The organism is Methyloversatilis sp. XJ19-49, assembly GCF_024580145.1.
GTDB lineage: Bacteria > Pseudomonadota > Gammaproteobacteria > Burkholderiales > Rhodocyclaceae > Methyloversatilis.
The window spans coordinates 132896-155920 of the sequence record NZ_JANINI010000001.1; the positions used below are offsets into that span (position 1 = coordinate 132896).

Annotated in this window: 24 protein-coding genes; 19 read left to right on the forward strand and 5 right to left on the reverse strand. The window is 63.6% G+C overall.

Annotation, left to right across the window (positions count from 1 at the left end; genetic code table 11):
* Window positions 1-30: 30 nt before the first annotated feature.
* Window positions 31-903 carry an Hsp33 family molecular chaperone HslO gene (locus tag NMQ16_RS00615; protein WP_257078522.1) on the reverse strand — a complete coding sequence of 291 codons (873 nt, stop codon included), beginning with the start codon at window positions 901-903 and terminating at the stop codon, window positions 31-33.
* Window positions 896-1255: a Spx/MgsR family RNA polymerase-binding regulatory protein gene (locus tag NMQ16_RS00620; RefSeq protein WP_257078523.1), complete on the reverse strand. Its 360-nt coding sequence runs from the start codon at window positions 1253-1255 to the stop codon at window positions 896-898. Before NMQ16_RS00620 ends, NMQ16_RS00615 begins: the two co-directional genes overlap by 8 nt.
* A gap of 80 nt (window positions 1256-1335) precedes the next feature.
* Between NMQ16_RS00620 and NMQ16_RS00625 the strand changes: the two genes are divergently transcribed.
* Complete coding sequence (locus NMQ16_RS00625; protein WP_257078524.1) at window positions 1336-1920, forward strand: hypothetical protein; 585 nt, start codon at window positions 1336-1338, stop codon at window positions 1918-1920.
* 37 nt (window positions 1921-1957) lie between these two features.
* Here the strand turns inward: NMQ16_RS00625 and NMQ16_RS00630 are convergent, their stop codons facing one another.
* Complete coding sequence (locus NMQ16_RS00630; RefSeq protein WP_257078525.1) at window positions 1958-2404, reverse strand: hypothetical protein; 447 nt, start codon at window positions 2402-2404, stop codon at window positions 1958-1960.
* Between the two features lie 86 nt (window positions 2405-2490).
* Complete coding sequence (gene ppk1 / locus NMQ16_RS00635; protein WP_257078526.1) at window positions 2491-4587, reverse strand: polyphosphate kinase 1; 2097 nt, start codon at window positions 4585-4587, stop codon at window positions 2491-2493.
* Window positions 4588-4740: 153 nt separating this feature from the next.
* Between ppk1 and ppx the strand changes: the two genes are divergently transcribed.
* From ppx to NMQ16_RS00665, 6 genes are read left to right on the forward strand one after another with little or no spacing between them, the layout of a single operon-like run.
* Window positions 4741-6255, forward strand: a complete 1515-nt coding sequence (gene ppx, locus NMQ16_RS00640) for an exopolyphosphatase (protein WP_257078527.1) — start codon at window positions 4741-4743, stop codon at window positions 6253-6255.
* Between the two features lie 7 nt (window positions 6256-6262).
* Window positions 6263-7387, forward strand: coding sequence for an ABC transporter permease (locus NMQ16_RS00645; RefSeq protein WP_257078528.1), 1125 nt, complete (start codon window positions 6263-6265; stop codon window positions 7385-7387).
* Window positions 7384-8154: an ABC transporter ATP-binding protein gene (locus NMQ16_RS00650; protein WP_257078529.1), complete on the forward strand. Its 771-nt coding sequence runs from the start codon at window positions 7384-7386 to the stop codon at window positions 8152-8154. The genes NMQ16_RS00645 and NMQ16_RS00650 overlap by 4 nt, the downstream gene beginning before the upstream one ends.
* A gap of 2 nt (window positions 8155-8156) precedes the next feature.
* A complete protein-coding gene (locus NMQ16_RS00655; RefSeq protein ID WP_257078530.1) occupies window positions 8157-9134 on the forward strand; it encodes an MlaD family protein in 978 nt (325 codons plus the stop codon).
* Complete coding sequence (locus NMQ16_RS00660; protein WP_257078531.1) at window positions 9131-9733, forward strand: PqiC family protein; 603 nt, start codon at window positions 9131-9133, stop codon at window positions 9731-9733. Before NMQ16_RS00655 ends, NMQ16_RS00660 begins: the two co-directional genes overlap by 4 nt.
* Window positions 9723-10460 carry a GAF domain-containing protein gene (locus tag NMQ16_RS00665; protein ID WP_257078532.1) on the forward strand — a complete coding sequence of 246 codons (738 nt, stop codon included), beginning with the start codon at window positions 9723-9725 and terminating at the stop codon, window positions 10458-10460. The genes NMQ16_RS00660 and NMQ16_RS00665 overlap by 11 nt, the downstream gene beginning before the upstream one ends.
* Before the next feature lie 19 nt (window positions 10461-10479).
* Here the strand turns inward: NMQ16_RS00665 and gcvH are convergent, their stop codons facing one another.
* Window positions 10480-10857: a glycine cleavage system protein GcvH gene (gcvH, locus tag NMQ16_RS00670; protein ID WP_069040308.1), complete on the reverse strand. Its 378-nt coding sequence runs from the start codon at window positions 10855-10857 to the stop codon at window positions 10480-10482.
* An 80-nt stretch (window positions 10858-10937) separates the two neighbouring features.
* Here gcvH and NMQ16_RS00675 point away from each other — a divergent pair, with 80 nt between their 5' ends.
* From NMQ16_RS00675 to truB, 12 genes are all read left to right on the forward strand, one after another.
* Complete coding sequence (locus tag NMQ16_RS00675) at window positions 10938-11795, forward strand: 3',5'-nucleoside bisphosphate phosphatase (protein ID WP_257078533.1); 858 nt, start codon at window positions 10938-10940, stop codon at window positions 11793-11795.
* Window positions 11796-11903: 108 nt separating this feature from the next.
* On the forward strand, window positions 11904-12536 hold the full coding sequence (locus tag NMQ16_RS00680; protein ID WP_257078534.1) for an L-threonylcarbamoyladenylate synthase: 633 nt from the start codon (window positions 11904-11906) through the stop codon (window positions 12534-12536).
* Window positions 12537-12561: 25 nt separating this feature from the next.
* Complete coding sequence (locus tag NMQ16_RS00685; RefSeq protein ID WP_257078535.1) at window positions 12562-13218, forward strand: site-2 protease family protein; 657 nt, start codon at window positions 12562-12564, stop codon at window positions 13216-13218.
* Window positions 13219-13236: 18 nt separating this feature from the next.
* Window positions 13237-14439, forward strand: coding sequence for a tryptophan--tRNA ligase (locus NMQ16_RS00690; protein ID WP_257078536.1), 1203 nt, complete (start codon window positions 13237-13239; stop codon window positions 14437-14439).
* On the forward strand, window positions 14439-15263 hold the full coding sequence (locus tag NMQ16_RS00695; RefSeq protein WP_257078537.1) for a ScpA family protein: 825 nt from the start codon (window positions 14439-14441) through the stop codon (window positions 15261-15263). The genes NMQ16_RS00690 and NMQ16_RS00695 overlap by 1 nt, the downstream gene beginning before the upstream one ends.
* The gene (gene scpB / locus NMQ16_RS00700) at window positions 15223-15792 is read left to right on the forward strand and encodes an SMC-Scp complex subunit ScpB (RefSeq protein WP_257078538.1); all 570 of its coding nucleotides are present in this window, start codon (window positions 15223-15225) and stop codon (window positions 15790-15792) included. Before NMQ16_RS00695 ends, scpB begins: the two co-directional genes overlap by 41 nt.
* A gap of 34 nt (window positions 15793-15826) precedes the next feature.
* Entirely contained in the window at window positions 15827-16840 is a 1014-nt protein-coding gene (gene rluB, locus NMQ16_RS00705; protein ID WP_373566738.1) for a 23S rRNA pseudouridine(2605) synthase RluB, read from the forward strand.
* A gap of 161 nt (window positions 16841-17001) precedes the next feature.
* Window positions 17002-17454, forward strand: a complete 453-nt coding sequence (gene rimP / locus NMQ16_RS00710) for a ribosome maturation factor RimP (protein WP_257078908.1) — start codon at window positions 17002-17004, stop codon at window positions 17452-17454.
* The gene (nusA, locus tag NMQ16_RS00715; RefSeq protein WP_257078540.1) at window positions 17451-18923 is read left to right on the forward strand and encodes a transcription termination factor NusA; all 1473 of its coding nucleotides are present in this window, start codon (window positions 17451-17453) and stop codon (window positions 18921-18923) included. The genes rimP and nusA overlap by 4 nt, the downstream gene beginning before the upstream one ends.
* Window positions 18924-18944: 21 nt before the next feature.
* Window positions 18945-21680, forward strand: a complete 2736-nt coding sequence (gene infB / locus NMQ16_RS00720; protein ID WP_257078542.1) for a translation initiation factor IF-2 — start codon at window positions 18945-18947, stop codon at window positions 21678-21680.
* An 18-nt stretch (window positions 21681-21698) separates the two neighbouring features.
* On the forward strand, window positions 21699-22073 hold the full coding sequence (gene rbfA, locus NMQ16_RS00725) for a 30S ribosome-binding factor RbfA (protein WP_257078543.1): 375 nt from the start codon (window positions 21699-21701) through the stop codon (window positions 22071-22073).
* A 1-nt stretch (window position 22074) separates the two neighbouring features.
* Window positions 22075-23004, forward strand: a complete 930-nt coding sequence (truB, locus tag NMQ16_RS00730) for a tRNA pseudouridine(55) synthase TruB (protein WP_257078544.1) — start codon at window positions 22075-22077, stop codon at window positions 23002-23004.
* Window positions 23005-23025: the final 21 nt, after the last annotated feature.

Here is a 23025-nt window from a genome sequence, read left to right on the forward strand (position 1 = left end):
ACTGCCGGAGGGGGGCATGCGGCGGCTGCATCAATGCACGGCGGGCGGAGCTTCACCGAACAGCAGCTGGATGTCGAGCGCGCTGAAGCGGTAGTCGTGGTTGCACATGTCGTCGTGGATATGCACTTCTCCCTGTTCGCGCAGGATGGATTCGACCTCTTCGCGACCGAGCGACAGCACCAGCCGGCGCAACTTCTGTTCGTCGCGCGGGCAGTGATGGTGCGGAATCGCCGGTGCGAACAGGCGAATGCCGTCGCGCGCCGCCTCTTCGGCAAACAGGCGGCCGAGCAGTGCCTCGGGCGCCAGCGTCTTCAGTTCGTCCGACGTCACGGTCGCGGCGAGGTGGCACAGGCGGTTCCAGCCATCGGCATCCTTGCGGTCGGCATCCGGCAGCTTCTGCAGGAACAGGCCGGTCGCGCATTCGGCATCGGCGTGCAGCCACAGCGCCGCCGGTTGCTGCTCCGACAGCGCAAGGTAGTGCTCGAACACCGCCGCCACCGAGTCGCCTTCCAGCGGTACCAGGCTCTGATAGGGCGTTTCCGCCTCATCCGTCTGCAAGGTCATCACCAGATGTCCTTCACCGAGCAGTGTCGGGACCGGTGCATCGGCCAGGTCCGGCGGAGCACTGGCCATGCCGCGCAGGCGCAGCTGCTGGTCGCAATCCACGACCAGGGTCTCGACCGGGCCGCGGCCGCGTACCTGAACCGTCAGGCGGGCCGGCTGCTTGAGCTGTCCGCCGATCAGCAGCGTGACCACGGTGACCTCACCGAGCAGTCGTGTAGCGACGGCGCCATAGCCGCGTCCCTGCTGCATCGCCTGCCAGCCCTGGTCGAAGCGGACCAGCGCGCCACGAATGTCCAGCGCTTCGAACAGGAAGCGCTGCATGAAGTCGCGCTCACTCATCGGACTTGCGCTTGAGGATTTCGCTCCAGTGCGCCGGATCGAAGCCGATAAGCAAGTGTCCGCCATGCTCGATGATGGGCCGACGGATGGCTGACGGATGTTCTGTCAGCAGAGACTGCGCGCTCGCATCGTCCAGTTCGGCGGTCAGTTCGGGTGGCAGTTTGCGAAAGGTCGTGCCTTTCGTATTGACGATCGCCCGCCAGCCGGCACGTTCGATCCAGCCGGCAAGCCGGTCCGCCGGCACACCGTCCTTCTTGTAGTCGTGCAGATGGAATTCGAGCTGGTGTTCGTTCAGCCAGGCCATGGCGCGGGACATCGTGTCACAGCGCCGGATACCGAAAACGCGAAGCATGTGCGGAGTACGGAAAGGGAATCGCCGCCATTGTAAGTCGTGCCGACATGCTTCGGCGGTACTGGCGCTGCGCGGCTGCAATGGTTAATATTGGAAAAATCATCCTAAACAATAAATTGGCTCACAACGTTGATCGAAGTTTTCAGATCGTTCCGCGCTGCGAGCACCTTCGGGAGACGTGCATGATCGGTAAAACGCTGGGCGCAATTGCCCTGTCTGCCCTGTTTGGATTTTCGCTGTTCGGTACGATGGACGACGCCTACGCGGCGCGGACTGTGGCGAGCAGCCAGCAAGTCAAGAAAAAGATCCGCCCTGCGGTCAATGTTGCCGCAAAGAAGCGCATATCGGTGACGGCCACGTCGCCCCGACGCACTGTGGCAGTTGCCGCCGCTGCTCCGGTGTTCCGTCCGCCGAAGGCGCCGGCTCAGCGGCACTACGCGGTGGATGGCAGTACGTTTTACGCTGATGGCGTGCGTGTGAGGGCAGCAGGCCTTGAAGCGCTCGAAACCACGACCGCGTCGAGCATCGGCAAACAGAAATTGCAGCAACTGCTGGATTCGGGCCGGGTGAGCATCGAACCGCTCGATATGGACGACGGTGACGTGACGCTTGCGCGGGTAAAGATCGACGGCAAGGATCTGAGCGATCTGGCTGCGGTGCGCTAAATCCGCGACCCGGTCGCACGCGCGACCGGAACGGGAATCACCCCGCCGTGAGTGCGGGGTTTTTTTCGCCCGAGGGTGTCGCGCTGCTGCTGTCCGGCTTCTTCTTTTCGTTGGATGCCTTATCGGCGCTGGCCTTGTCGGTGTCTTCAGGCGAATCTGCGGGTGGCGTCCCGGAGTGTGCAGTTTCACTCACCATGCGGGTGCCTCGCGGCGGCAGGGTGGGCATCACGACTTCGAGCTTGTTTTCCGTCATGTAGTCGTTCATTTCGCGCCAACCGGCAAAGACGGCGGCCTTCGATGCCTTCGGATTGAGCCGGTAGCAGTCCTCCAACGCCCGGCCGGCATGACGACAGGCTCCGCCGACAGCCTTGCTGTCGAGCTCCTTTTTCATCGCTGCGCGATTCGGATCCGGAATGGGCAACTTGTCGCACGCCATGAGGGTGGCGGCGAGCGACACGAGCAGGATGGACTGGGCGACCTTCACCTTGACGTTTGTCCGGATGGATTGAACACATCCGGTTTACGGCAATTCCCGCCAGCGCTTGAGTCGGTTCGCCGGCCGGCGGCGCATTACTTGCCGCCGCGCGAATACTCGGCCAGCAGGGTCTCCTGCGCACAGTGGCGTGCAGCGCGAGACACCCGCCTGCGGTACCGGCCATCGGGCTCCATCTCCCACGACTGGCTGTTATCGAGCAGGTAAGGGCGCAATCCCTCCTTCATCACGCGCCGCTTGAGTTTCGGATCGAGTATCGGAAATGCCACCTCGATGCGGCGGAAGAAATTGCGTTCCATCCAGTCCGCGCTGGCCAGATAGAGCTTTTCCTCACCGTCGGCGTGGAAGTGATAGATGCGCGAATGTTCGAGGAAGCGGCCGACGATGGAGCGCACTGTGATCTTGTCGGACAGGCCCGGCACACCGGGGCGCAAGGCGCATACGCCGCGCACGATCAGATCGATGTCGACACCCGCCTGGCTGGCGTGGTAAAGCGCTTCGATCGTTTCGTCTTCGACCAGAGAATTCATCTTCGCGATGATGCGCGCCTTTCGGCCCGCGCGTGCGTTGTCCGCTTCGCGGTTGATCGCGGCGATGACATTGCTGTGCAGCGTGAACGGCGCCTGCCACAAGTGGGTCAGCGTGCCAGCGTGGCCGAGCCCGGTCAGCTGCTTGAACACCTCGTTCACGTCTTCGCCAATCAGCTCATCTGCCGTCATCAGACCAAAATCGGTGTAGAAGCGTGCCGTACTGGGGTGGTAATTGCCGGTTCCCAGATGAACGAAGCGCCGGAAGCTGCGCACACCGTCGATCTCCTCGCGCCGTACAACCATCAGCAGCTTGGCGTGCGTCTTGTAGCCGAACACGCCATACACCACGTGGGCGCCGGCATCTTCCAGCCGCGATGCCCAGTTAATGTTGGCTTCCTCGTCGAAACGCGCCATCAGCTCAACCACGACGGTCACTTCCTTGCCTTTGTGCGCCGCGCGCACCAGTGCCTCCATCAGCACCGAATCGATGCCGGTGCGATACACGGTCATCTTGATCGCGACCACTTCCGGGTCATCCACCGCCTGCTGCACCAGGTCGATCACCGGCGTGAAGGCCTCCCACGGGTGATGCAGCAGGATGTCCTGTCGGCGCAACATCGAGAAGATGTCATAGCGCTTCTCCATGGCACGCGGCAGCGTCGGCGTGAACGGCGGGTACTTCAGGTCCGGCCGGTCCACCCAGTTCGGTACCTGCATGAGCCGAACCAGATTGACGATGCCGGGCGCGCGGTAGAGGTCGTCGCGGGTCAGATTGAATTGCTGCAGAAGAAAGTCCGCCATGTGCTCGGAGCAGTTGTCGGCCACCTCAAGGCGCACCGCATCACCGTAGTGGCGCTGCGGCAGTTCGCCCTGCAGCGCCAGACGCAGGTTCTTCACTTCTTCCTCGTCGAGGAAGAGGTCGGAATTGCGGGTCACGCGGAACTGATAGCACCCGAGCACATTCATGCCTTCGAACAGATCGCCGACATTCATGTGCATCGCTGACGACAGGAATACGAAGCCGTGGTCGACGCCGGTCAGGTCCTTCGGCAGCTTGATGACGCGCGGCAGCGCGCGCGGCGCCTGCACGATGGCGAACCGCGAACTGCGGCCGAACGCGTCGCGGCCGTCCAGTTCCACTGCGAAGTTCAGGCTCTTGTTGAGCACGCGCGGGAACGGGTGTGAAGGGTCCAGCCCGATCGGGGTCAGCACCGGCATCAGTTCGCGCATGAAGAAGTCGCGTATCCATTTTTGCTGTTCTTCAGTCCAAGCGCCTCGGCGCAGGAAAACGATGCCTTCGGTTTCCAGCGCGGGCAGGATGACGTCGTTCAGCAGTGAGTACTGCTCGGCGATCAGCTGATGGCATTCGTTCGCGATCAGGCGCAAGGCCTCCTGCGCGGAACGCCCGTCCGACGTGACACTGCGCGCGCCAAGCTTGATCTGCTCGCGCAGGCCGCCGATCCGCACCTCGAAAAACTCATCCAGATTGCTCGATACGATGCACAGGAACTTCAGCCGTTCGAGCAACGGCACACGCTCGTCGGCAGCCTGCGCGAGCACGCGTCGGTTGAAGGCGATCAGCGACAGTTCGCGGTTGATGAAGTGGTCAGGCGCGAAACGTGGCACCAGAAGCGTTGGGTTCATGAGCAAAAGTCCGGATTCGACATCAGTAGGCAACTCGCTATTGTGTGACATGAAACATGTTCGATTATTACAGCCGTGTGACGCAAACGCGCTGAAGGCACGTGTGCACCCGGCTGTTAAACTCCGTCGCTGATCACTTTCAGTCACGGATGCATGAGCTACGAACTACTTGCTGCGGTTGACCTGGGCTCGAACAGCTTCCGTCTCCAGGTTGCCCGGGTTGTCGACGATCAGATCTACCCGCTGGACGGCCTGAAGGAAACTGTCCGGCTGGCTGCGGGACTTGGACAGGGCAAGTTGCTTGACGGCCCTTCGCAGCTTCGGGCCGTGGAAGCCCTGTCGCGATTCAATGAGCGTCTGCGCGGCTTCGCACCGGACCAGGTGCGCGCAGTGGCCACCAACACCCTGCGCGTGGCCAAGAATGCACCGCAACTTCTGCCACAGGCCGAGGCGGCGCTGGGTTTTCCGATCGAGGTGATCGCCGGGCGCGAAGAGGCCCGGCTGATCTATGTCGGCGTCGCGCATACGCTTCCCAACCCGTCGAGCCAGCAACTGGTGGTCGACATCGGCGGTGGCTCGACCGAATTCATCATCGGTCGCAGCTTCGAGCCGCTGGCGCTGGAATCGCTGTACATCGGCTGCGTGGCGTTCAGCTTGCGCTACTTTCCGGATGGCCGGATGGACAAGCGCTCGCTGCGCGAAGCCGAACTGGCGGCGCGGCGCGAGCTGGAAACCATCGAATACGGCTACCGCTCGCTTGGTTGGGACGAAGCCGTCGGGTCGAGCGGTACGGCAAGGGCGCTGCTCGACATCATGGAACTGAACGGCTGGTCGCAGGGTGCGCTGACCCGCGAGGCCATGGAAAAGCTGCGCGCGCTGCTGCTGCGCGTCGGCGACGTAAACCGGCTCGGCATCGCCGGCCTGCGTCCCGACCGCCTGCCGGTACTGGCGGGCGGATTCGCCATCATGTCGGCGGTGTTCGATGCGTTCGGGCTGGAACGCATGAATTTCTCGGAAGGGGCGCTGAGGCTGGGCGTGCTGTACGACCTCCTCGGCCGCTATCACCACCAGGATCTGCGCGATGCGACGGTACTGCAGTTCATGCGGCGCTATCAGGTCGACCAGAAGCAGGCCGAGCGCGTGCGAGGTACGGCGGAGCGACTTTTCCGCGCGCTCAATCCGGCGGCAACGGGTGAGCACCCCGATGATCACCCCGACCTGCAGATGCTGAGCTGGGCAGCCTCCCTGCATGAACTGGGTATCTCGGTCGCGCACGCCGGCTATCACAAGCACAGCGCCTACATCGTCGGCAACGCCGACATGCCGGGTTTTTCGCGCATGGACCAATCGCGTCTGGCGCGTATCGTGCTGGCGCATCGCGGCAAGCTTGAAAAGGTGAACTCGGCTTCCGCCGACGCGCGCGACTGGTCGCTGATCCTCTGCCTGCGTCTGGCGGTGCTGCTGCATCGCAGCCGCGAAGATTTCAACGAATTGCCGCTGACCATCGAGCGCACCGGCAGTGGCTATCAACTTGGCGCGCGGGCGGAATGGCTGTCGGCTTCGCCACTGACCAATGCCAGCCTGCATGACGAGCTGAGGCTGTGGAGCGTGATCGGAATCGAACTGAAGCTGCGCACTGCTCGCCTTGCAGCCGGCGTGACGCGCTGACATCTGCATGAGCGCGCCGACCGTATCGTTCGATCGGGAGGGCGCTGCGCCGGTCGCGTCGCTGCAGGGCGACTGGACGCTGCAAGAGCTGGAAGGCCGTATCGATGCATTGCGCGCTGCGCTCGACACGAGTGAGGCACGGGCAGCCGCACATTGGGATCTGACCGGTATCGCACGCATCGACAGCCTCGGCGCCTGCCTGCTCTGGCGCATCTGGGGCGACCGTCTGCCGTCAACGCTTGACGCCGGCGAGCACACGCTTGCGATGCTGGGATCCGCTTCGGTGCTCGGCGCGCGCAGCCGTGTGGCGCCACCGCGGGCGTCGCCGTTCGACTCCCTGGCTGCACTGGGCCTTGCCGGCCTGTCGTTCGCACGGCGGATCGGCGATCTGGTCGCACTGATCGGTCAGTTGCTGCTCGACCTGCTGCACATCGCGCGCCGGCCGCAGGAATCGCCGCTGCGCGAGATTTCCGCCAATCTTTACAAGACCGGCGTCAGTGCGCTGCCGATCACCGCGCTGGTCGGCTTCCTGATCGGCGTCGTGCTGTCATATCTGTCGGCGCTGCAACTGAAGACCTTCGGCGCAGACGTATTCATCATCAACATCCTGGGCATCGGCATCGTGCGCGAACTCGGGCCGGTGCTGGTCGCCGTGCTGGTGGCAGGACGTTCCGGCTCGGCGATGACGGCGCAGCTCGGCGTGATGCGGGTGACCGAAGAGATCGATGCGCTGGCGACAATGGGCGTGCCGCGCAGCCTGCGCCTTGTATTGCCCAAGGTGCTGGCGCTGGTGACGGCGCTGCCATTGCTGGTGCTCTGGACATCGTCGGCCGCTCTGTTCGGCGGCATGGTGGCCGCATCGATACAGCTCGACATGAGCTACGGCTTCTTTCTCGACACGCTGCCGCGCGTGGTGCCGATCGCCAATCTGTACATCGGGCTTGCGAAAGGCGTTGCATTCGGGCTGGTGATTGCGCTGGTGGCCTGCCATTTCGGGCTGTCGGTGAAACCCAACACCGAAAGCCTGTCGACGAACACGACCAAATCGGTGGTCAGCGCGATCACCTGCGTCATCCTGGTCGACGCGCTGTTTGCCATTGCCACGCGTCACATCGGGCTGCCCGGCGGATGAGCGCGCCGGTCATCGACATTCGCGGGCTGGTGACGCGCTTCGGCACGAACGTGGTGCATCAGGACATCGACCTGTCCGTCGCGGCTGGCGAAGTGGTGGCGCTGGTCGGCGGCTCGGGCAGCGGCAAGACGACCTTGCTGCGCCAGGTGATCGGCTTGCTGCAGCCTGACGCCGGGCAGATACGCGTCTTCGGCCAGCCGCTGTTCTCCGGCGACGCGCTGGCCGAGCGCCGGCTGCGCCAGCGCTTCGGCGTGCTGTTCCAGCAAGGTGCGCTGTTCTCGGCGCTCAATGTGTTCGAAAACATTGCCTTCCCGCTGCGCGAGCTGCGCTGGCTGGATCGCGCCACCATCCGCGATCTGGTCATGATGAAACTGGCCATGGTCGAACTCGAACCCCGGCATGCCTGGCTGATGCCGTCCGAACTGTCCGGCGGCATGATCAAGCGGGTGGCGCTGGCGCGGGCGCTGTCACTCGAACCCGAACTTCTGCTGCTCGACGAACCCACCGCCGGCCTCGATCCGGACCGCTCGGCCGCATTCGTCAGCCTGATCCGCACGCTGCGCGGGCAACTCGGCCTCACCGTCGTTCTGGTCACCCATGACATCGATACGCTGACAGCGCTGGCAACACAGGTCGCCGTGCTGGGCGAGCGACGTATACTGGCTTACGGCCCGCTTGATCACGTCATGAACGTCGACCATCCATTCATCCAGAACTTCTTCGCCTCCGGTCGCCTGCAGCGCACGCCGGACGCCACGGTGCGCTGAAGATGGAAAATCGCGCCCACGCCCTTGCCGCAGGGTTGTTCCTTCTGCTGATGAGCGCAGGCGTCGCGCTCGCAACCTGGTACCTGTCCAGCGACAGCGAGGTGGGGCGCGAATATCTGTTGGTGACGACGTCGAATGTCAGCGGACTCAGTCCGCAGGCGCAGGTCCGCTACCGCGGCATCCGGGTGGGCAAGGTGAAGGAGATTTCGATCAATCCCGACGTACCGCGTGAAATCCATGTCCGCATCGACATTCCGGAGCGTTTTCCAGTCACCGCTGCCACGCGCGCGCGCTTGTCCTATCTTGGCGTGACCGGACTCGCGCTGATCGATCTTGACGATGACGGCTCCGATCCGGCGCCCCTGCCGGCCAGCGAAACGGGCCCTGCGCGCATACCGCTCGGTGGATCGCAGTTCGACGCGCTCGGTTCGCAGGCAACGGACACCATGGCCGTTCTGCGGCAGGTGCTGCTGCGCGTGAATGTGCTGTTCGACGATGGCAACATCGAGCGGATTTCCAGCGTACTCGCCAATATGAAGTCTGCCACCGCGCATCTGGATGCGTCGCTGGCCGGGCTGCCAGTCGTGCTCGCCGAGGCCCGAAAGACTTTCGAACGTACGCAGGCCGTCCTGTCACCGCAGAATGTCGAACGCTTGAGCGCAATTCTGGCCAGCATCGAACAGACCAGCGGCGAAGGTCGCCGCGCCGCGGAAGATCTGCGTGCCCTGCTGGGTTCGATGAAACAGCTTGCGGATCGCGTCGATACGCTGGCCGCGGTCGCCGGACAGCAGGTCACCGACGACACCTTGCCCCGGCTGCAATCCTTGATCGACGAAGTGCAACGCAATTCGCGCCAGCTCAACCGGGTCCTGGGCGAGCTTGAATCATCGCCGCAGACGCTGCTGCTGGGGCGCGAAACGTCGCGTGCCGGACCGGGGGAACCCGGTTTCGCGCCAGCCACCGAAGGAGCGACTCGATGAAGGCTGGATCAAGGCGGTGGGTACGGACGGCCGTACTGTCGCTCATGCTGGCGGGTTGCGGACCGCTGGTCAGTCGTCCGCCGGCAGCGGCACTGCACGATCTGGGCGGCGCACGCGCCGCTTTGCAGCGTATCCCGGGGCTGCGCTCCATAGAGGTCCGGTCGGCGAGCTGGCTTGACGGCAGCGCGATGCACTATCGCCTCGCCTACGAAAGTGCAACGCGACGCGACGTCTATGCATTCAGCCGCTGGGCCGCGTCGCCGCCTGAAATGCTGACCGTCGCATTGCGCCAGATGCTGCAGACCGACGACGCCGGCACCAGCCCCGGTTGCCGGCTGCGGATCGACATCGATGAATTCATCCAGCATTACGTCCGGCCGGACAGTGTGCAAGCCTTGCTGTCCGGTCGAGCCGCATTGACCGACATGCGCGGCCAGCGAGTACTGGCCAGCATGCCGTTCGCGATCAGCGAACCGGCGATCGGTGCCGATGCGGCCGCCGGTGTGGCGGCATCGGCGCGTGCCGTTGATGCGCTGGGGGTCCGGATTGCGGAGTGGATCACATCCACGACGATGAACGGCACGCGCGATGGCTGCTGAGAAGCCGAAATCGTCGCCGTTGCCTGATGCCGGCCGCGGTCTGTTGCAGGCGGCACTCGATCAGGTGATCGATGCCGTTTGGTCGGGCGTGCAATGCGCGAGGGCGTCCATCATGCTGGCCGACGGCGAGGGTGAGCAGGCGCTGCTCGGGCTAGCGGCGTGGCGCGGCGAATTGGCCGACGACGCCGTGCAGGCAAGGGTCGGGGTCGGCATGTCGACCTCCGGCAGCGTGCTGCTGAGCGGTATCGCGCAACGTATCGATGACGTCGATGCCGCCGCGCCCGATGTCCGGGTGCGGGGCGAGGGCGGCAGTTTCATCTGCCAGCCGCTTTCGCTCGATGGCCGCGTGCTGGGCGTGATCAATGTGCGCCGACCACGTGGCGAAGCACCGTTCACCGTGATCGACCAGCAGTTGCTCGCAGCGCTGGCGCTGTACGCGGGCAAGGCGATCCAGGTCGCTCAGCTGGCTTACCTGTTGAATTCGGGTTTTGCGCAGCGCGCGCTGGAAAGCGATGGCAAGGTGCCGTTGCCTGCCATGGATGCCTTCACGCAAGGTGCGGCGCAGCCGGCCCAGATGGCCAAGCTGCTGGCCAAGTCCTTCTATCGGGAAATGAAGTCGGCCGGTTTCGGACCGAACCAGATCGTTGCTGCGGCCGGCGAAATCATCGACCAGCTGTCAGGCAGCCTGCGCAAGCACGGCAAGCGCATCGGCCGCGGCAAATCGTAGGCAGGCTGCGGCCGGGTGATCAGGCGATGGAAGCGGTATAGCGGGCGGCGTCCATCAGCACATCGAGTTCGCCGGCGTCATCCGGCTTGATGACGAACATCCAGGCCCCGTATGGATCCTTGTTGACCTGTTCGGGTGCATCCGCGACCGGCGGATTGACTGCGGTCACCGTGCCCGACACCGGTGCATGGATATCCGAAGCCGACTTGACCGATTCGATGACGGCCATCGAGTCGCTGCGCGCAACCTGCTGGCCGATCTCGGGCAATTGAAGGAAAACCACGTCGCCGAGCGCGTCCTGGGCGTGGTCCGTGATGCCGACCGTCACGCTGCCATCCTGTTCGATCCTGACCCATTCATGCGTGTCTGTGTAGCGAAGAGTGTCCGGGTGATTCATTGCAGTTCCAGGTTGAAATGACCAGTACGAATTGTAGCTGCGCCGGGCGGGAGACGATGGCCTGATAGAATCGGGCGGATATGAACGCTGACCTGCATTGCCACTCCTGCCACTCCGACGGCGTACTTGCGCCTTCGGCACTGGCCGCCCGCGCAGCGGCAAACGGCGTCGAGCTCTGGTCGCTGACCGATCACGACACGCTGAACGGGCTCGACGAAGCACGCAACGCTGCGATGCAGTGCGGCCTGTCCTTCATCGATGGCGTCGAAGTATCGGTGAGTTGGGGTGGCATCACGGTACATGTCGTCGGGCTGGGCATCGATCCTTCGAATACGGATCTGGCCGCCGGACTGACCCGGGTGCGCAGCGGGCGCGACGCGCGCGCCCTGCGCATTGCGGACGAACTGTCACTGCTGGGCGTGGTTGAGCCGTACGAAAATGCAATGCGCCACGCCGGCAATCCGACACTCGTCGGGCGCTCGCACTTTGCGCGCGTGCTGGTGGAGCAGGGTTATGCCGGTGATATCCATGCGGTGTTCCGCAACTTTCTGGTGCCCGGGCGGCCGGGCTATGTCGATCACCGGTGGACCACACTGTCGCAGGCATTGGCCTGGATACATGGCGCCGGCGGCGTCGCGGTCATTGCCCATCCGGGGCGTTACCGCATTTCGGGCGAACGGATCGAACAGCTGTTCGAAGAATTCCATACGCTTGGCGGCCGCGGCATCGAGGTGATATCCGGCTCGCACGGCGATGCTGAAGTGCGAACCTTTGCCCGCCTCGCACGCCGATTCGGCTTCTACGCATCGCGCGCTTCGGATTTTCACGCGCCGGACGAAAGCGCCGTGGATCTGGGGTGCAGCGCACCACTTCCTGATGATCTGAAGCCGATTTGGCTGGCACCGGAACTGAACGAACGCGTGATCTGCATGACCTGAGCCTGCGCATGGCGGCCCGAAACTGCCTGCGACAGGCGACGTGCCCGAAACGACTTGCACTGACGATCTGATACAGATTTTCCTCCCCGATTTTCCCTTCGATCCCAATTGGCCCAACTTTTCAATCTTCACCCCGACAATCCGCAACCCAGACTGATACGCCAGGCGGCCGACATCCTGCGATCCGGCGGGTTGGCGGCCATTCCGACCGACTGCGCCTATTCGCTGGTCGGCCACATGGGGGATGCGCAGGTGCTGGAACGCATCCGGCGCATCCGCGGCGTCGACGCACAGCATCACTTCACGTTGATGTGCCGCGACCTGTCGGAAATCGCCAGCCTTGCGCGAGTCGACAACACACAGTTCAGGCTGTTGAAGAGCGCCACGCCCGGCGCTTACACCTTCATCCTGGAAGCGACGCGCGAACTGCCCCGCCGCATGCTGCATCCGAAGCGCAAGACCATCGGGCTGCGCGTGCCCGACCATCCCGTCGTGTCCAGCCTGCTGGCCGAACTGGGCGAGCCGCTGCTCGGCTCGACGCTGCTGCTGCCCGGAGAAGAACTGCCGCTGACCGATGCAGACGACATCCGGGAGCGCCTGCAGCACGAACTGGATCTGGTGATCGAAGCCGGTTCGTGCGGCACCCGGCCGACTTCGGTGATCGATCTGTCGTCGGGCGAGCCGGTGCTGATACGCGCCGGCGCCGGTGACGTGTCGCGTTTCGGTCTCGAAGAATCGTGAGCGCAGCCTGCAGCAGGGAGCGCACATGGATGACATGATCGCGCGACTGGCCATCATCATCATCCCGGTGGTGCTGGCGATCACCCTGCATGAAGCCGCACACGGCTACGCCGCGCTGCTCAAGGGAGATCCGACTGCACATCTGGCCGGGCGCATCACGGCCAACCCGCTGAAGCACATCGATCCGGTCGGCACGGTACTGGTGCCGCTGATCATGTATTTCGGTGCCGCGATGCTCGGCCAGCCCGGCCTGCTGTTCGGCTGGGCCAAGCCGGTACCGGTCAACTTCTCCCTGTTACGCCGCCCCAAGCAAGACATGCTGTGGGTGGCCGCCGCCGGGCCAGGTGCCAATCTGGTCATGGCCGTCGCCTGGGGACTGGTCTACAAATTTGCATTGGACGCCTCTCCCCAGTATTTTGGCGAGCCGCTGACGCTCATGGCGGAGGCGGGCATCCTGATCAACCTGCTGCTGATGGTGCTCAACCTGCTGCCGGTTCCGCCGCTGGACGGCGGCCGCATCATGGTGAGTCTGCTGCCGCGCGGACCGTCGATGGCCTTTGCCCGGCTTGAGCCCTACGGCCTGTTCCTGCTGCTTGCACTTTTGCTGACCGGCGTGCTGGACAGTATCCTGCGCCCGCTGCTGACGCTGGCCAGACTGGCCTTGATTGCGCTGCTTTTCTGAACTGGATGATTCCACACCATGTACGCTGAACGTGTTCTTTCCGGCATGCGCCCGACCGGGCGCCTGCACCTCGGCCATTACCACGGGGTGCTGAAGAACTGGGTGCGTCTGCAACACGAGTACCCCTGTCTGTTCTTCGTCGCCGACTGGCACGCGCTGACCACCAACTATGAAGACACGCAGGTCATCGAACGCAGCGTGTGGGACATGCTGGTCGACTGGCTGGCGGCTGGCGTCGATCCGTCGCAGGCGACGCTGTTCATCCAGTCGAGGGTACCCGAGCATGCCGAACTGCACCTGCTGCTGTCGATGATGTGCCCGCTCGGCTGGCTGGAGCGCGTGCCGACCTACAAGGATCAGCAGGACAAGCTCTCCGACAGGGATCTGGCGACCTACGGCTTTCTCGGCTATCCGCTGCTGCAGTCGGCCGACATCCTGATCTACCGCGCCAATCTGGTGCCGGTGGGTGAGGATCAGGTGCCGCACGTCGAACTTACCCGTGAAGTCGCACGCCGCTTCAACCACCTGTACGGCCGCGAACCGGGGTTCGAGGAAAAGGCGCGCGAAGCGGTGAAGAAGCTTGGCGGCAAGCGCGGCAAGCTCTACGAGGAACTGCGCACGCTGTATCAGCAGGAAGGTCGCGACGAGGCACTGGAACAGGCGCATGCGCTGCTCGACGAGGCGCAGAGCCTGAGTCTGGGTGACCGCGAGCGGCTGTACGGCTACCTGGAAGGCGGCGGCAAGATGATTCTGGCCGAGCCCGGCGCGCTGCTGACTGAAGCGGCGCGCATGCCGGGACTGGATGGACAGAAGATGTCGAAGTCTTACAACAACACGCTGATGCTTCGCGAAGAGCCGGATCTGGTGACCAAGAAGATCCGCGGCATGAAGACCGACACGCAGCGCGTGCGGCGTACCGACCCCGGTGACCCGGATCGCTGCCCCGTCTGGCAGTTTCACGTCATCTATTCCGACGACAGCACGAAGCAGTGGGTGCAGGAGGGCTGTCGTTCGGCCGGCATCGGCTGCCTCGATTGCAAGCAGCCGGTGATCGATGCCGTGCTGAAGGAACAGGCGCCGATCCATGAACGTGCGCGGCAATACGAGGAAGACCCCATGCTGTTGCGCAACATCGTCGCCGACGGCTGCGAACGCGCGCGCAAGCTGGCGTCGGAAACGATGCGCGACGTGCGCGAAGCCATGGGTCTGAACTACGCCTGATGTCGGGCGACGCGCTCCTGATTGAAGCCGCTGTACCGACACCGGTGCGGTTGTATGGCGAGACGCTGGAAAAACTTCCGCTCGACCTGTACATTCCGCCCGACGCGCTCGAAGTGTTCCTGGATGCGTTCCAGGGCCCGCTCGATCTGCTGCTCTACCTGATCCGCAAGGCGAATGTCGACATCCTCGATATTCCGATGGCGCCGCTGACTGCGCAGTATCTGGTCTATGTCGAGGCCATGCGCGAGCACCGCCTTGAACTTGCAGCCGAATATCTGCTGATGGCCGCGATGCTCCTGGAGATCAAATCCCGGATGTTGCTGCCGCGTCCGCCGCGCGAATCGGCGGACGAAGGCGAGGATCCGCGTGCCGAACTCGTTCGGCGGCTGATCGAATACGAACAGATGAAGGCGGCATCGCTGGCGCTCGACGCCATTCCGCGCGCGCAGCGCGAACACGAATGGGTGGGCGTGCAGGTCGCCGAGCGAATTGCCGAGATTCAACCTGCGGTGAGCGCGGTGGATCTGCAGCTGGCGTGGCTGGCGCTGATGCGACACGCCGACGTTACCCGTCACCACAAGGTCAGTCGCGAGGCCCTGTCGGTGCGTGAATTCATGTCCGGCATCCTGCGACGCCTGACAGACGAAGGTTCGCTGCGCTTTGACCAGCTGTTCGAAGCCGGTGCGCCGGCAGCGCAGATGGTGGTGAATTTCCTCGCGGTACTTGAACTGGCCCGCGAGAACCTGATTGAACTGCTTCAGATTGAAGCTTTTGCGCCGATTTATGTCCGACACGCCACACCTGCTGTCGCCGAATCCGTCTGATATCAAGCGGATACTCGAAGCGGCGCTGCTCGCAGCGCAGGACGCACTTTCGATCGCCGAACTCAGACGGATGTTCGATGAGGAACTGGAAGCGTCGGTGCTCCGTCGACTGCTCGACGAATTGCGCGACGACTGGTCGGGGCGCGGTGTCGAACTGATACAGATCGCGTCCGGGTGGCGTTTTCGCACCCGTGCGGATCTGCAGCCGTATCTGGAAAAACTGAAGAACGAAAAGCCGCCACGCTACTCGCGTGCGGTTCTGGAAACGCTGGCGATCATTGCGTATCGCCAGCCGGTGACGCGCGGCGACATCGAAGACATCCGCGGGGTGTCGGTGTCGCCGGGCATCATCAAGGCGCTTGAAGGTCGCGGCTGGATCGACAGCGTAGGTTACCGGGAAGTCCCCGGGCGGCCGGCACTGTATGCCACGACTCGACGATTCCTCGACGATCTGGGGCTGCGCACGCTTGCCGAGCTGCCACCCCTGGCCGAACTACAGAAGGTGATGAATTTCGATGATGCAAGGTAAGCGTAGACCGGGCGGGCCCCAGGTCAATGGCAACGTGGCCAATTACAGATCGCAGGACAGCCGTCCCAAGAAGCGCGGTCCGGTCGTGTTTTCCGAGCCGCAGAAGCTGCACAAGATGCTTGCTGACATGGGACTCGGGTCGCGCCGCGAGCTCGAAGACTGGATCGTTGCCGGGCGCATCAGCGTGAACGCGCTGCCGGCGCACGTCGGCCAGCGTGTCGGGCCGGAAGACAAGGTTCGCGTCAATGGCAAGCTCATCCACATCCACTTCGCGCCGCGCGCACCGCGCGTTCTGATCTACCACAAGCCGGAAGGTGAAATCGTGTCGCGCGACGATCCGGAAGGACGGCCGTCGGTGTTCGACAAACTCCCGCGCGTCGGTGGCGGCCGCTGGATCGCTGTCGGACGGCTGGACTTCAATACTTCGGGGCTGCTTGTATTCACGACCAGTGGCGAGCTGGCCAACAAGATGATGCACCCGAGCTACGAGCTCGAACGCGAGTACGCCGTGCGCCTGATCGGCGAACTGACCGACGAACAGGCCACCCGCCTGACCGCCGGCATCGAGCTCGACGACGGCATTGCGAAGTTCAATGCACTGTCCGACGGTGGCGGCGAAGGATCCAATCACTGGTATCGCGTCACCATTTCGGAAGGTCGAAATCGCGAGGTCCGGCGCATGTTCGAGGCCGTCGGCCTGGCGGTGAGCCGCCTGATGCGCGTGCGCTATGGCCCGTTCGAATTGCCACGCCGCCTGCACCGTGGCGAAGCGGAAGAACTGAAGCCGGAAGACGTATCGCGCCTGCTGACCGCCGTACCGGCCGCAGGCAAGCCGCGTGCGAAATCTGCAGAGGCTGCTCCGGCATCCAAACCGGGGCAGGGCAACGGCCGCCGGCGCGGCCCGCGCAAGCCGCGCGAACCGGGCAACGGCGCACCGTCCGGTCAGGCGCCGGTCCAGGCACAGCGTGCCGACGGCGAAACGACGCCGCGCAAACGCGCACCGCGACGCCGGCGTCGTCCCTCGGCCGCCCCGGCCGGAGAATCCTGACTTTCAAAACATCCTTGTGCGCTGGCAATCTGGCCATTCATGTTGAAGTGGATTGTCGCGCTCTGATACACTAACGGACTTGTCGCGCTGGCGGTGCCGGCGTTTGTTTGATGGGCGGTCAGCCCATTTTTTATTTGTGCGTCCGGAATTGTGTTGCAAGGATGAATGTTGCAGAGCTCATCGAGCAGGCGGTAAGCGGGCTCGGATACGAACTGGTCGATGTTGAAACGTCCCCGCGCGGGCGCCTGCTGCGCATTTTCATCGATGCGGAGCAGGGCATCACTGTGGATGATTGCGTGACGGTGAGTAATCACCTTTCACGACTTTTCACCGTTGAAAACGTCGATTACGACCGGCTCGAAGTGTCGTCGCCGGGTCTCGACAGACCGCTCAAGAAAGCGGCCGACTTCATCCGTTTCACCGGGCAGGAAGCGCAGCTTCGGCTACGCATCCCGTTGAACAACCAGAGAAGTTTCAGCGGGCGCCTGGCAGGCGTCAGCGACGGCCGACTGACCATGGAAATCAAGGGTGTGGCACACGAGTTCGAGTTGTCGCAGATCGAGCGCGCCCGTCTGGTGCCGGACTTTGAACGCAAGCAGGAGTTGAAACGATGAGTCGCGAGATTCTGTTGCTGGTTGATGCGCTGGCGCGCGAAAAGAATGTCGCCCGCGAAGTGGTGTTTGGCGCACTTGAATCTGCACTGGCTTCGGCCACGAAGAAGCGTACCCATGACGACGCCGACGTGCGCGTGACCATCGACCGCGAAACCGGCGAGTACGAATCCTTCCGGCGCTGGCTGGTGGTACCTGACAGCGAATTCGAAAACGAAGAGGCGCAGATCGGTCTGACCGATGCGCAGGAACAGATTGCCGACGTTCAGCTCGATGAATACATCGAAGAAGCCCTCGAGCCGATCGATTTCGGTCGCATCGGCGCACAGGCAGCCAAGCAGGTCATCCTGCAGCGCATCCGCGATGCCGAGCGCGAACAGATCCTGAGCGATTTCCTCGAACGCAAGGACCATCTGGTCACCGGCACCATCAAGCGCATCGAACGCGGCAACGCCATCATCGAATGCGGTCGTCTGGAAGCTCTGCTGCCGCGGGAACACATCATTGCGCGGGAAAACCTGCGTGTCGGCGATCGCGTCAAGGCCATTCTGCTGCGTGTGGATCGCCAGGCGCGCGGCCCGCAGATCATCCTGTCGCGCACGGTGCCGGAATTCATCATGAAGCTGTTCGAGCTTGAAGTACCCGAGATCGAAGACGGCCTGATCGAAATCAAGGGCGCGGCACGCGACCCCGGCATTCGCGCGAAGATTGCGGTGAAATCAAACGACCCGCGCGTCGATCCGCAGGGCACCTGCATCGGCATGCGTGGGTCGCGCGTGCAGGCGGTGACCAATGAACTGGGCGGCGAGCGGGTGGATATCATTCTCTGGTCGCCCGATCCGGCCCAATTCGTCATCGGTGCGCTGGCGCCGGCCGAAGTTGCGAGTATCGTCGTCGACGAGGACGCCCACAGCATGGATGTCGTCGTCAGCGAGGACAATCTGGCGATCGCCATCGGGCGCAGCGGCCAGAACGTGCGCCTCGCATCCGAGCTGACAGGCTGGAAGATCAACCTGATGACCATCGAGCAGTCGGCCGCCAAGTCCGATGCCGAGAATGCGGCCATCCGGCTGCTGTTCATGGCGAAGCTCGATGTGGATGAAGAGGTGGCCGACATCCTGATCGAGGAAGGCTTCTCGACGCTGGAAGAAGTTGCCTATGTGCCGCTTGCCGAAGTGCTCGAAATCGAAGCTTTCGACGAAGATACGGTGAATGAACTGCGCAACCGCGCACGCAACGTGTTGCTGACCGAAGCCATCGTGGACGAGGAGCAGCTGGAGCAGGTCGATGACGATCTGCTCGGGCTGGACGGCATGGACAAGCCACTGGCTGCGCAGCTTGCGCGAGCCAATGTGCGATCGCGTGACGATCTCGCAGATCTGGCGGTCGATGAACTGGTTGAAATCGCCGGCATCGATTCCGCACGTGCGACATCGCTGATTACCACTGCGCGCGCGCACTGGTTTGAATAATCGAGGACAGGTATGGCGTTGATGAGTGTTTCCCAATTTGCGACCGAGCTGAAAATGCCGGCTGCCACGCTGCTTGAGCAGCTGAGGCATGCGGGTGTCGACAAGCAGAGCGAACGTGATTCGCTGACCGAGCAGGACAAGTCCCGTCTGCTCGACTACCTGCGTCGTCAGCACGGTGACACCGCGGGAAAGACGAAAATCACGCTGACCCGTCGCGAAACGACCGAAATCAAGGCGACCAATTCATCCGGACAGGCTCGAACCGTTCAGGTTGAAGTGCGCAAGAAGCGCGTGCTGGTCAAGCGGGATCCGGCGGAGCTTCTGGCTGAAGAGGCCGCACAAAAGGCGGTCGCCGAAGCGCCGGTGGTCGAAGAGCTGGTCGTGCCCGAGCCGGTCGCGATTCCCGAGCCGGTGGAAGTTCCTGTCGTGGTCCCGGTTGCAGAGCCGGAGCCGGAACCTGTTGCAGCGGTAATCGAAGAAGTCGCCGTCGAGCCGGTACCGGAAATCGCGGTGGAGGAGGCGGTTTCAGAGGTCGTTCCAGAGGCGCCCGTCCTGCGCGCACCGACTGCCCGCGAACGCGAAGCCAAGCGTCACTCGGAATTGCTGGCCATCCAGGAGCGCGAGCTCAAGGCCAAGAAGGAACGCGAAGTTCAGGTACGTCTCGACATCGAGGCGCGTCAGGTGCGTGCCCTGGAAGAAGAGGCCGCCAAGGAGAAGGCGGCGGCAGAGGCTGCAAAAGCGGCAACCGCTGCACCGAAGGCGACACCTGGAACCCTGCACAAGCCGGCCAAGGTCGAAGACAAGGGTGCCAAGGCCAAGCCGGCACCGGCCGCCAAGGCGAAGCCCGGCACGGCATGGAAGGACGACGCGGCGAAGCGCCGCCAGATCAAGACCCGCGGTGACGCTGGCACCGGCGGCTGGCGTGGCGGTCCCAAGGGACGCAACCATCGCGACCACGACCAGGGCGGCCAGCAGCAGGCACCGGTCGAGGCCGTGGTGCGTGAGGTGCTGGTGCCGGAAACGATTTCGGTGGCCGATCTGGCGCACAAGATGGCGATCAAGGCCACAGAACTGATCAAGGTGCTGATGAAGCTCGGTCAGATGGTCACGATCAATCAGGTGCTTGATCAGGAAACGGCCATGATTCTGGTCGAGGAAATGGGCCACATCGCCAAGCCGGCGAAGCTGGACGACCCGGAAGCCTTCCTCGGCGAAACCACGGAAGAACACAGGGACGTCGAGCTGCTGCCGCGCGCGCCGGTCGTGACCGTCATGGGTCACGTCGACCACGGCAAGACCTCGCTGCTCGACTACATCCGGCGTGCCCGGGTGGCCGCAGGCGAAGCGGGTGGCATCACGCAGCACATCGGCGCCTATCACGTCGATACGCCGCGCGGCATGATCACCTTCCTCGACACGCCGGGTCACGAGGCCTTCACGGCCATGCGTGCCCGCGGTGCCAAGGCAACCGACCTCGTGATTCTGGTGGTCGCTGCGGACGACGGCGTGATGCCGCAGACGCGCGAAGCCATCCACCACGCCAAGGCGGCCAATGTGCCGCTGATCGTGGCGATCAACAAGATCGACAAGCCGGGCGCCAGCCCGGATCGCGTCAAGCAGGAACTGGTGGCCGAAGGCGTCGTGCCGGAAGAATACGGTGGTGATTCGCCGTTCATTTCGGTATCCGCCAAGGTCGGTACCGGCATCGATGAATTGCTCGAGAATGTGCTGCTGCAGGCCGAAGTGCTTGAACTGACCGCCCCGCGCGACGCGCCGGCCCGCGGTCTGGTGATCGAAGCACGCCTTGACAAGGGCAAGGGCCCGGTGGCGTCCGTGCTGGTGCAGCAGGGCACGCTCAAGCGCGGAGACATCATTCTGTGCGGTCAGGTCTTCGGTCGCGTACGGGCCATGCTCGACGAAGCGGGCAAGTCGATCAGCGAAGCCGGCCCGTCCATACCGGTCGAGATTCAGGGCCTGTCCGACGTTCCTGCCGCGGGCGACGAAGCGCTCGTGCTGGGCGACGAACGCAAGGCGCGCGAAATCGCGCTGTTCCGTCAGGGCAAGTTCCGCGACGTGAAGCTGGCCAAGCAGCAGGCGGCGAAGCTGGAATCGATGTTCGAGCAGATGGGCGAGGGCGAGGTCAAGATCCTTCCGCTCATCATCAAGGCCGATGTGCAGGGTTCGCAGGAAGCGCTGGTGCAGTCGCTCACCAAGCTATCGACACCGGAAGTGCGGGTGCAGGTCATCCACGCAGCGGTCGGCGGCATTTCGGAAACCGACGTCAATCTGGCGCAGGCTTCGAAGGGCGTCATCATCGGCTTCAACGTGCGTGCCGACGTCGGCGCCCGCAAGCTGGCCGAAAACTTCGGTGTCGACATCCGCTACTACACGATCATCTACGAAGCTGTCGATGAAGTGAAGGCTGCGCTGTCCGGCATGCTGTCGCCGGAGAAGCGCGAGAACATCCTGGGTACCGTGGAAATCCGCCAGGTGTTCCGCGGCACCAAGATCGGCACCATTGCCGGCTGCATGGTCACCTCGGGTCTGGTCAAGCGTGGCGCCAGTGCGCGCCTGCTGCGCAACAACGTGGTCGTCTGGACCGGCGAACTCGAATCGCTCAAGCGTTTCAAGGACGACGTGAAGGAAGTGAAGGAAGGCTACGAGTGCGGCCTGTCGCTGCGCGGCTACAACGAAATCGAAGAACTCGACCAGCTCGAAGTGTTCGAGATCGAAGAGATTGCCCGCAAGCTGGCCTGATATCGGCCCGCCCACCAGATGAGCGAACGTTATTCACGCAGCGACAGGGTGTCGGAAGCGATCAGGCGCGAACTTGCGCAATTGATCGCGACCGAGTTGAAGGACCCGCGCGTCGGCATGATTTCGCTGACCGCGGTCGAGATCACGCCCGACTACGCGCACGCCAAGATTTTCTACACCACGATGGCGGAGGGTGAGGCGCTGGAGCACATCCAGGAAGGCCTGGTACGCGCCTCCGGTTTCCTGCGCCGCGAACTGGGCCGCCGGGTGCGCATCCACACGACGCCGGCGCTGCATTTCGTTCACGACGAGACACTTGCACGCGCCGATCACCTGTCGCGCCTGATCGACAAGGCGCTGCATTCCGGACCTTCCTCGAGCGGCGAAGACTGAGTTGCAACCCCGTTCGCGCTGGAAAGCGGTTCATGGCGTGCTGCTGCTCGACAAGCCCATCGGTCTGAGCTCCAACGACGCGCTTCAGAAAGCACGCCGTCTGTTCCAGGCCGCCCGCGCGGGTCACACCGGTACGCTCGATCCTCTTGCCAGCGGGCTGCTTCCCGTCTGTTTCGGTGATGCAACGCGCTTTGCCGGACTGATGCTGGATGCCGACAAGGAGTATCTCGCGCAGGTCAGGCTGGGCGTGCGCACCAGCACCGGCGACGCCGAGGGCGAAATCCTCGACACCCGTCCGGTCGACGTAAGTCTCGAACGCCTGCTGGGCGCACTGGCAGCCCACCGCGGCGACATCGCGCAGATTCCGCCGATGCACTCCGCACTCAAGCACCAGGGCAAGGCGCTGTACGAATACGCGCGTGCCGGCGAAACCATCGAGCGCGCAGTGCGCCACGTACGCATCCTCGACATCGAATTGCTCGACTGCGCACTGCCCGCATTTTCGATGCGGGTGCGCTGCAGCAAGGGCACCTACATCCGCACGCTGGCCGAAGACATCGGCGAAATGCTCGGCTGCGGTGCGCATCTGAGCGGATTGCGGCGCACGCTGACCGGTCCCTTGTCACTCGACACCGCACATACGCTCGAAGCGCTCGCCGCGCTCGACGAGGCGCAACGCATGAGTCTGCTGCTTCCGCCCGACTGTCTTTTGCAGGATCTGCCGGCCTGCCAGCTCGATGGCGAGTCGGCACGACGGCTGATCCAGGGGCAGATCGTGCCGCTTGAGGCCGTCGCGGACGGCGGGTCCATGGTCGACGGACAGGTCACCCGGGCCTATGACGGCACAGTGTTTCTCGGACTGGTCAGTGCATGTTCCGGTCGATTGCAGGTGAAACGCCTTTTGCCTCAGGAAAGTGGCCAAAAGGCTTGAGATTGCGCCGTTCTGGCGTAT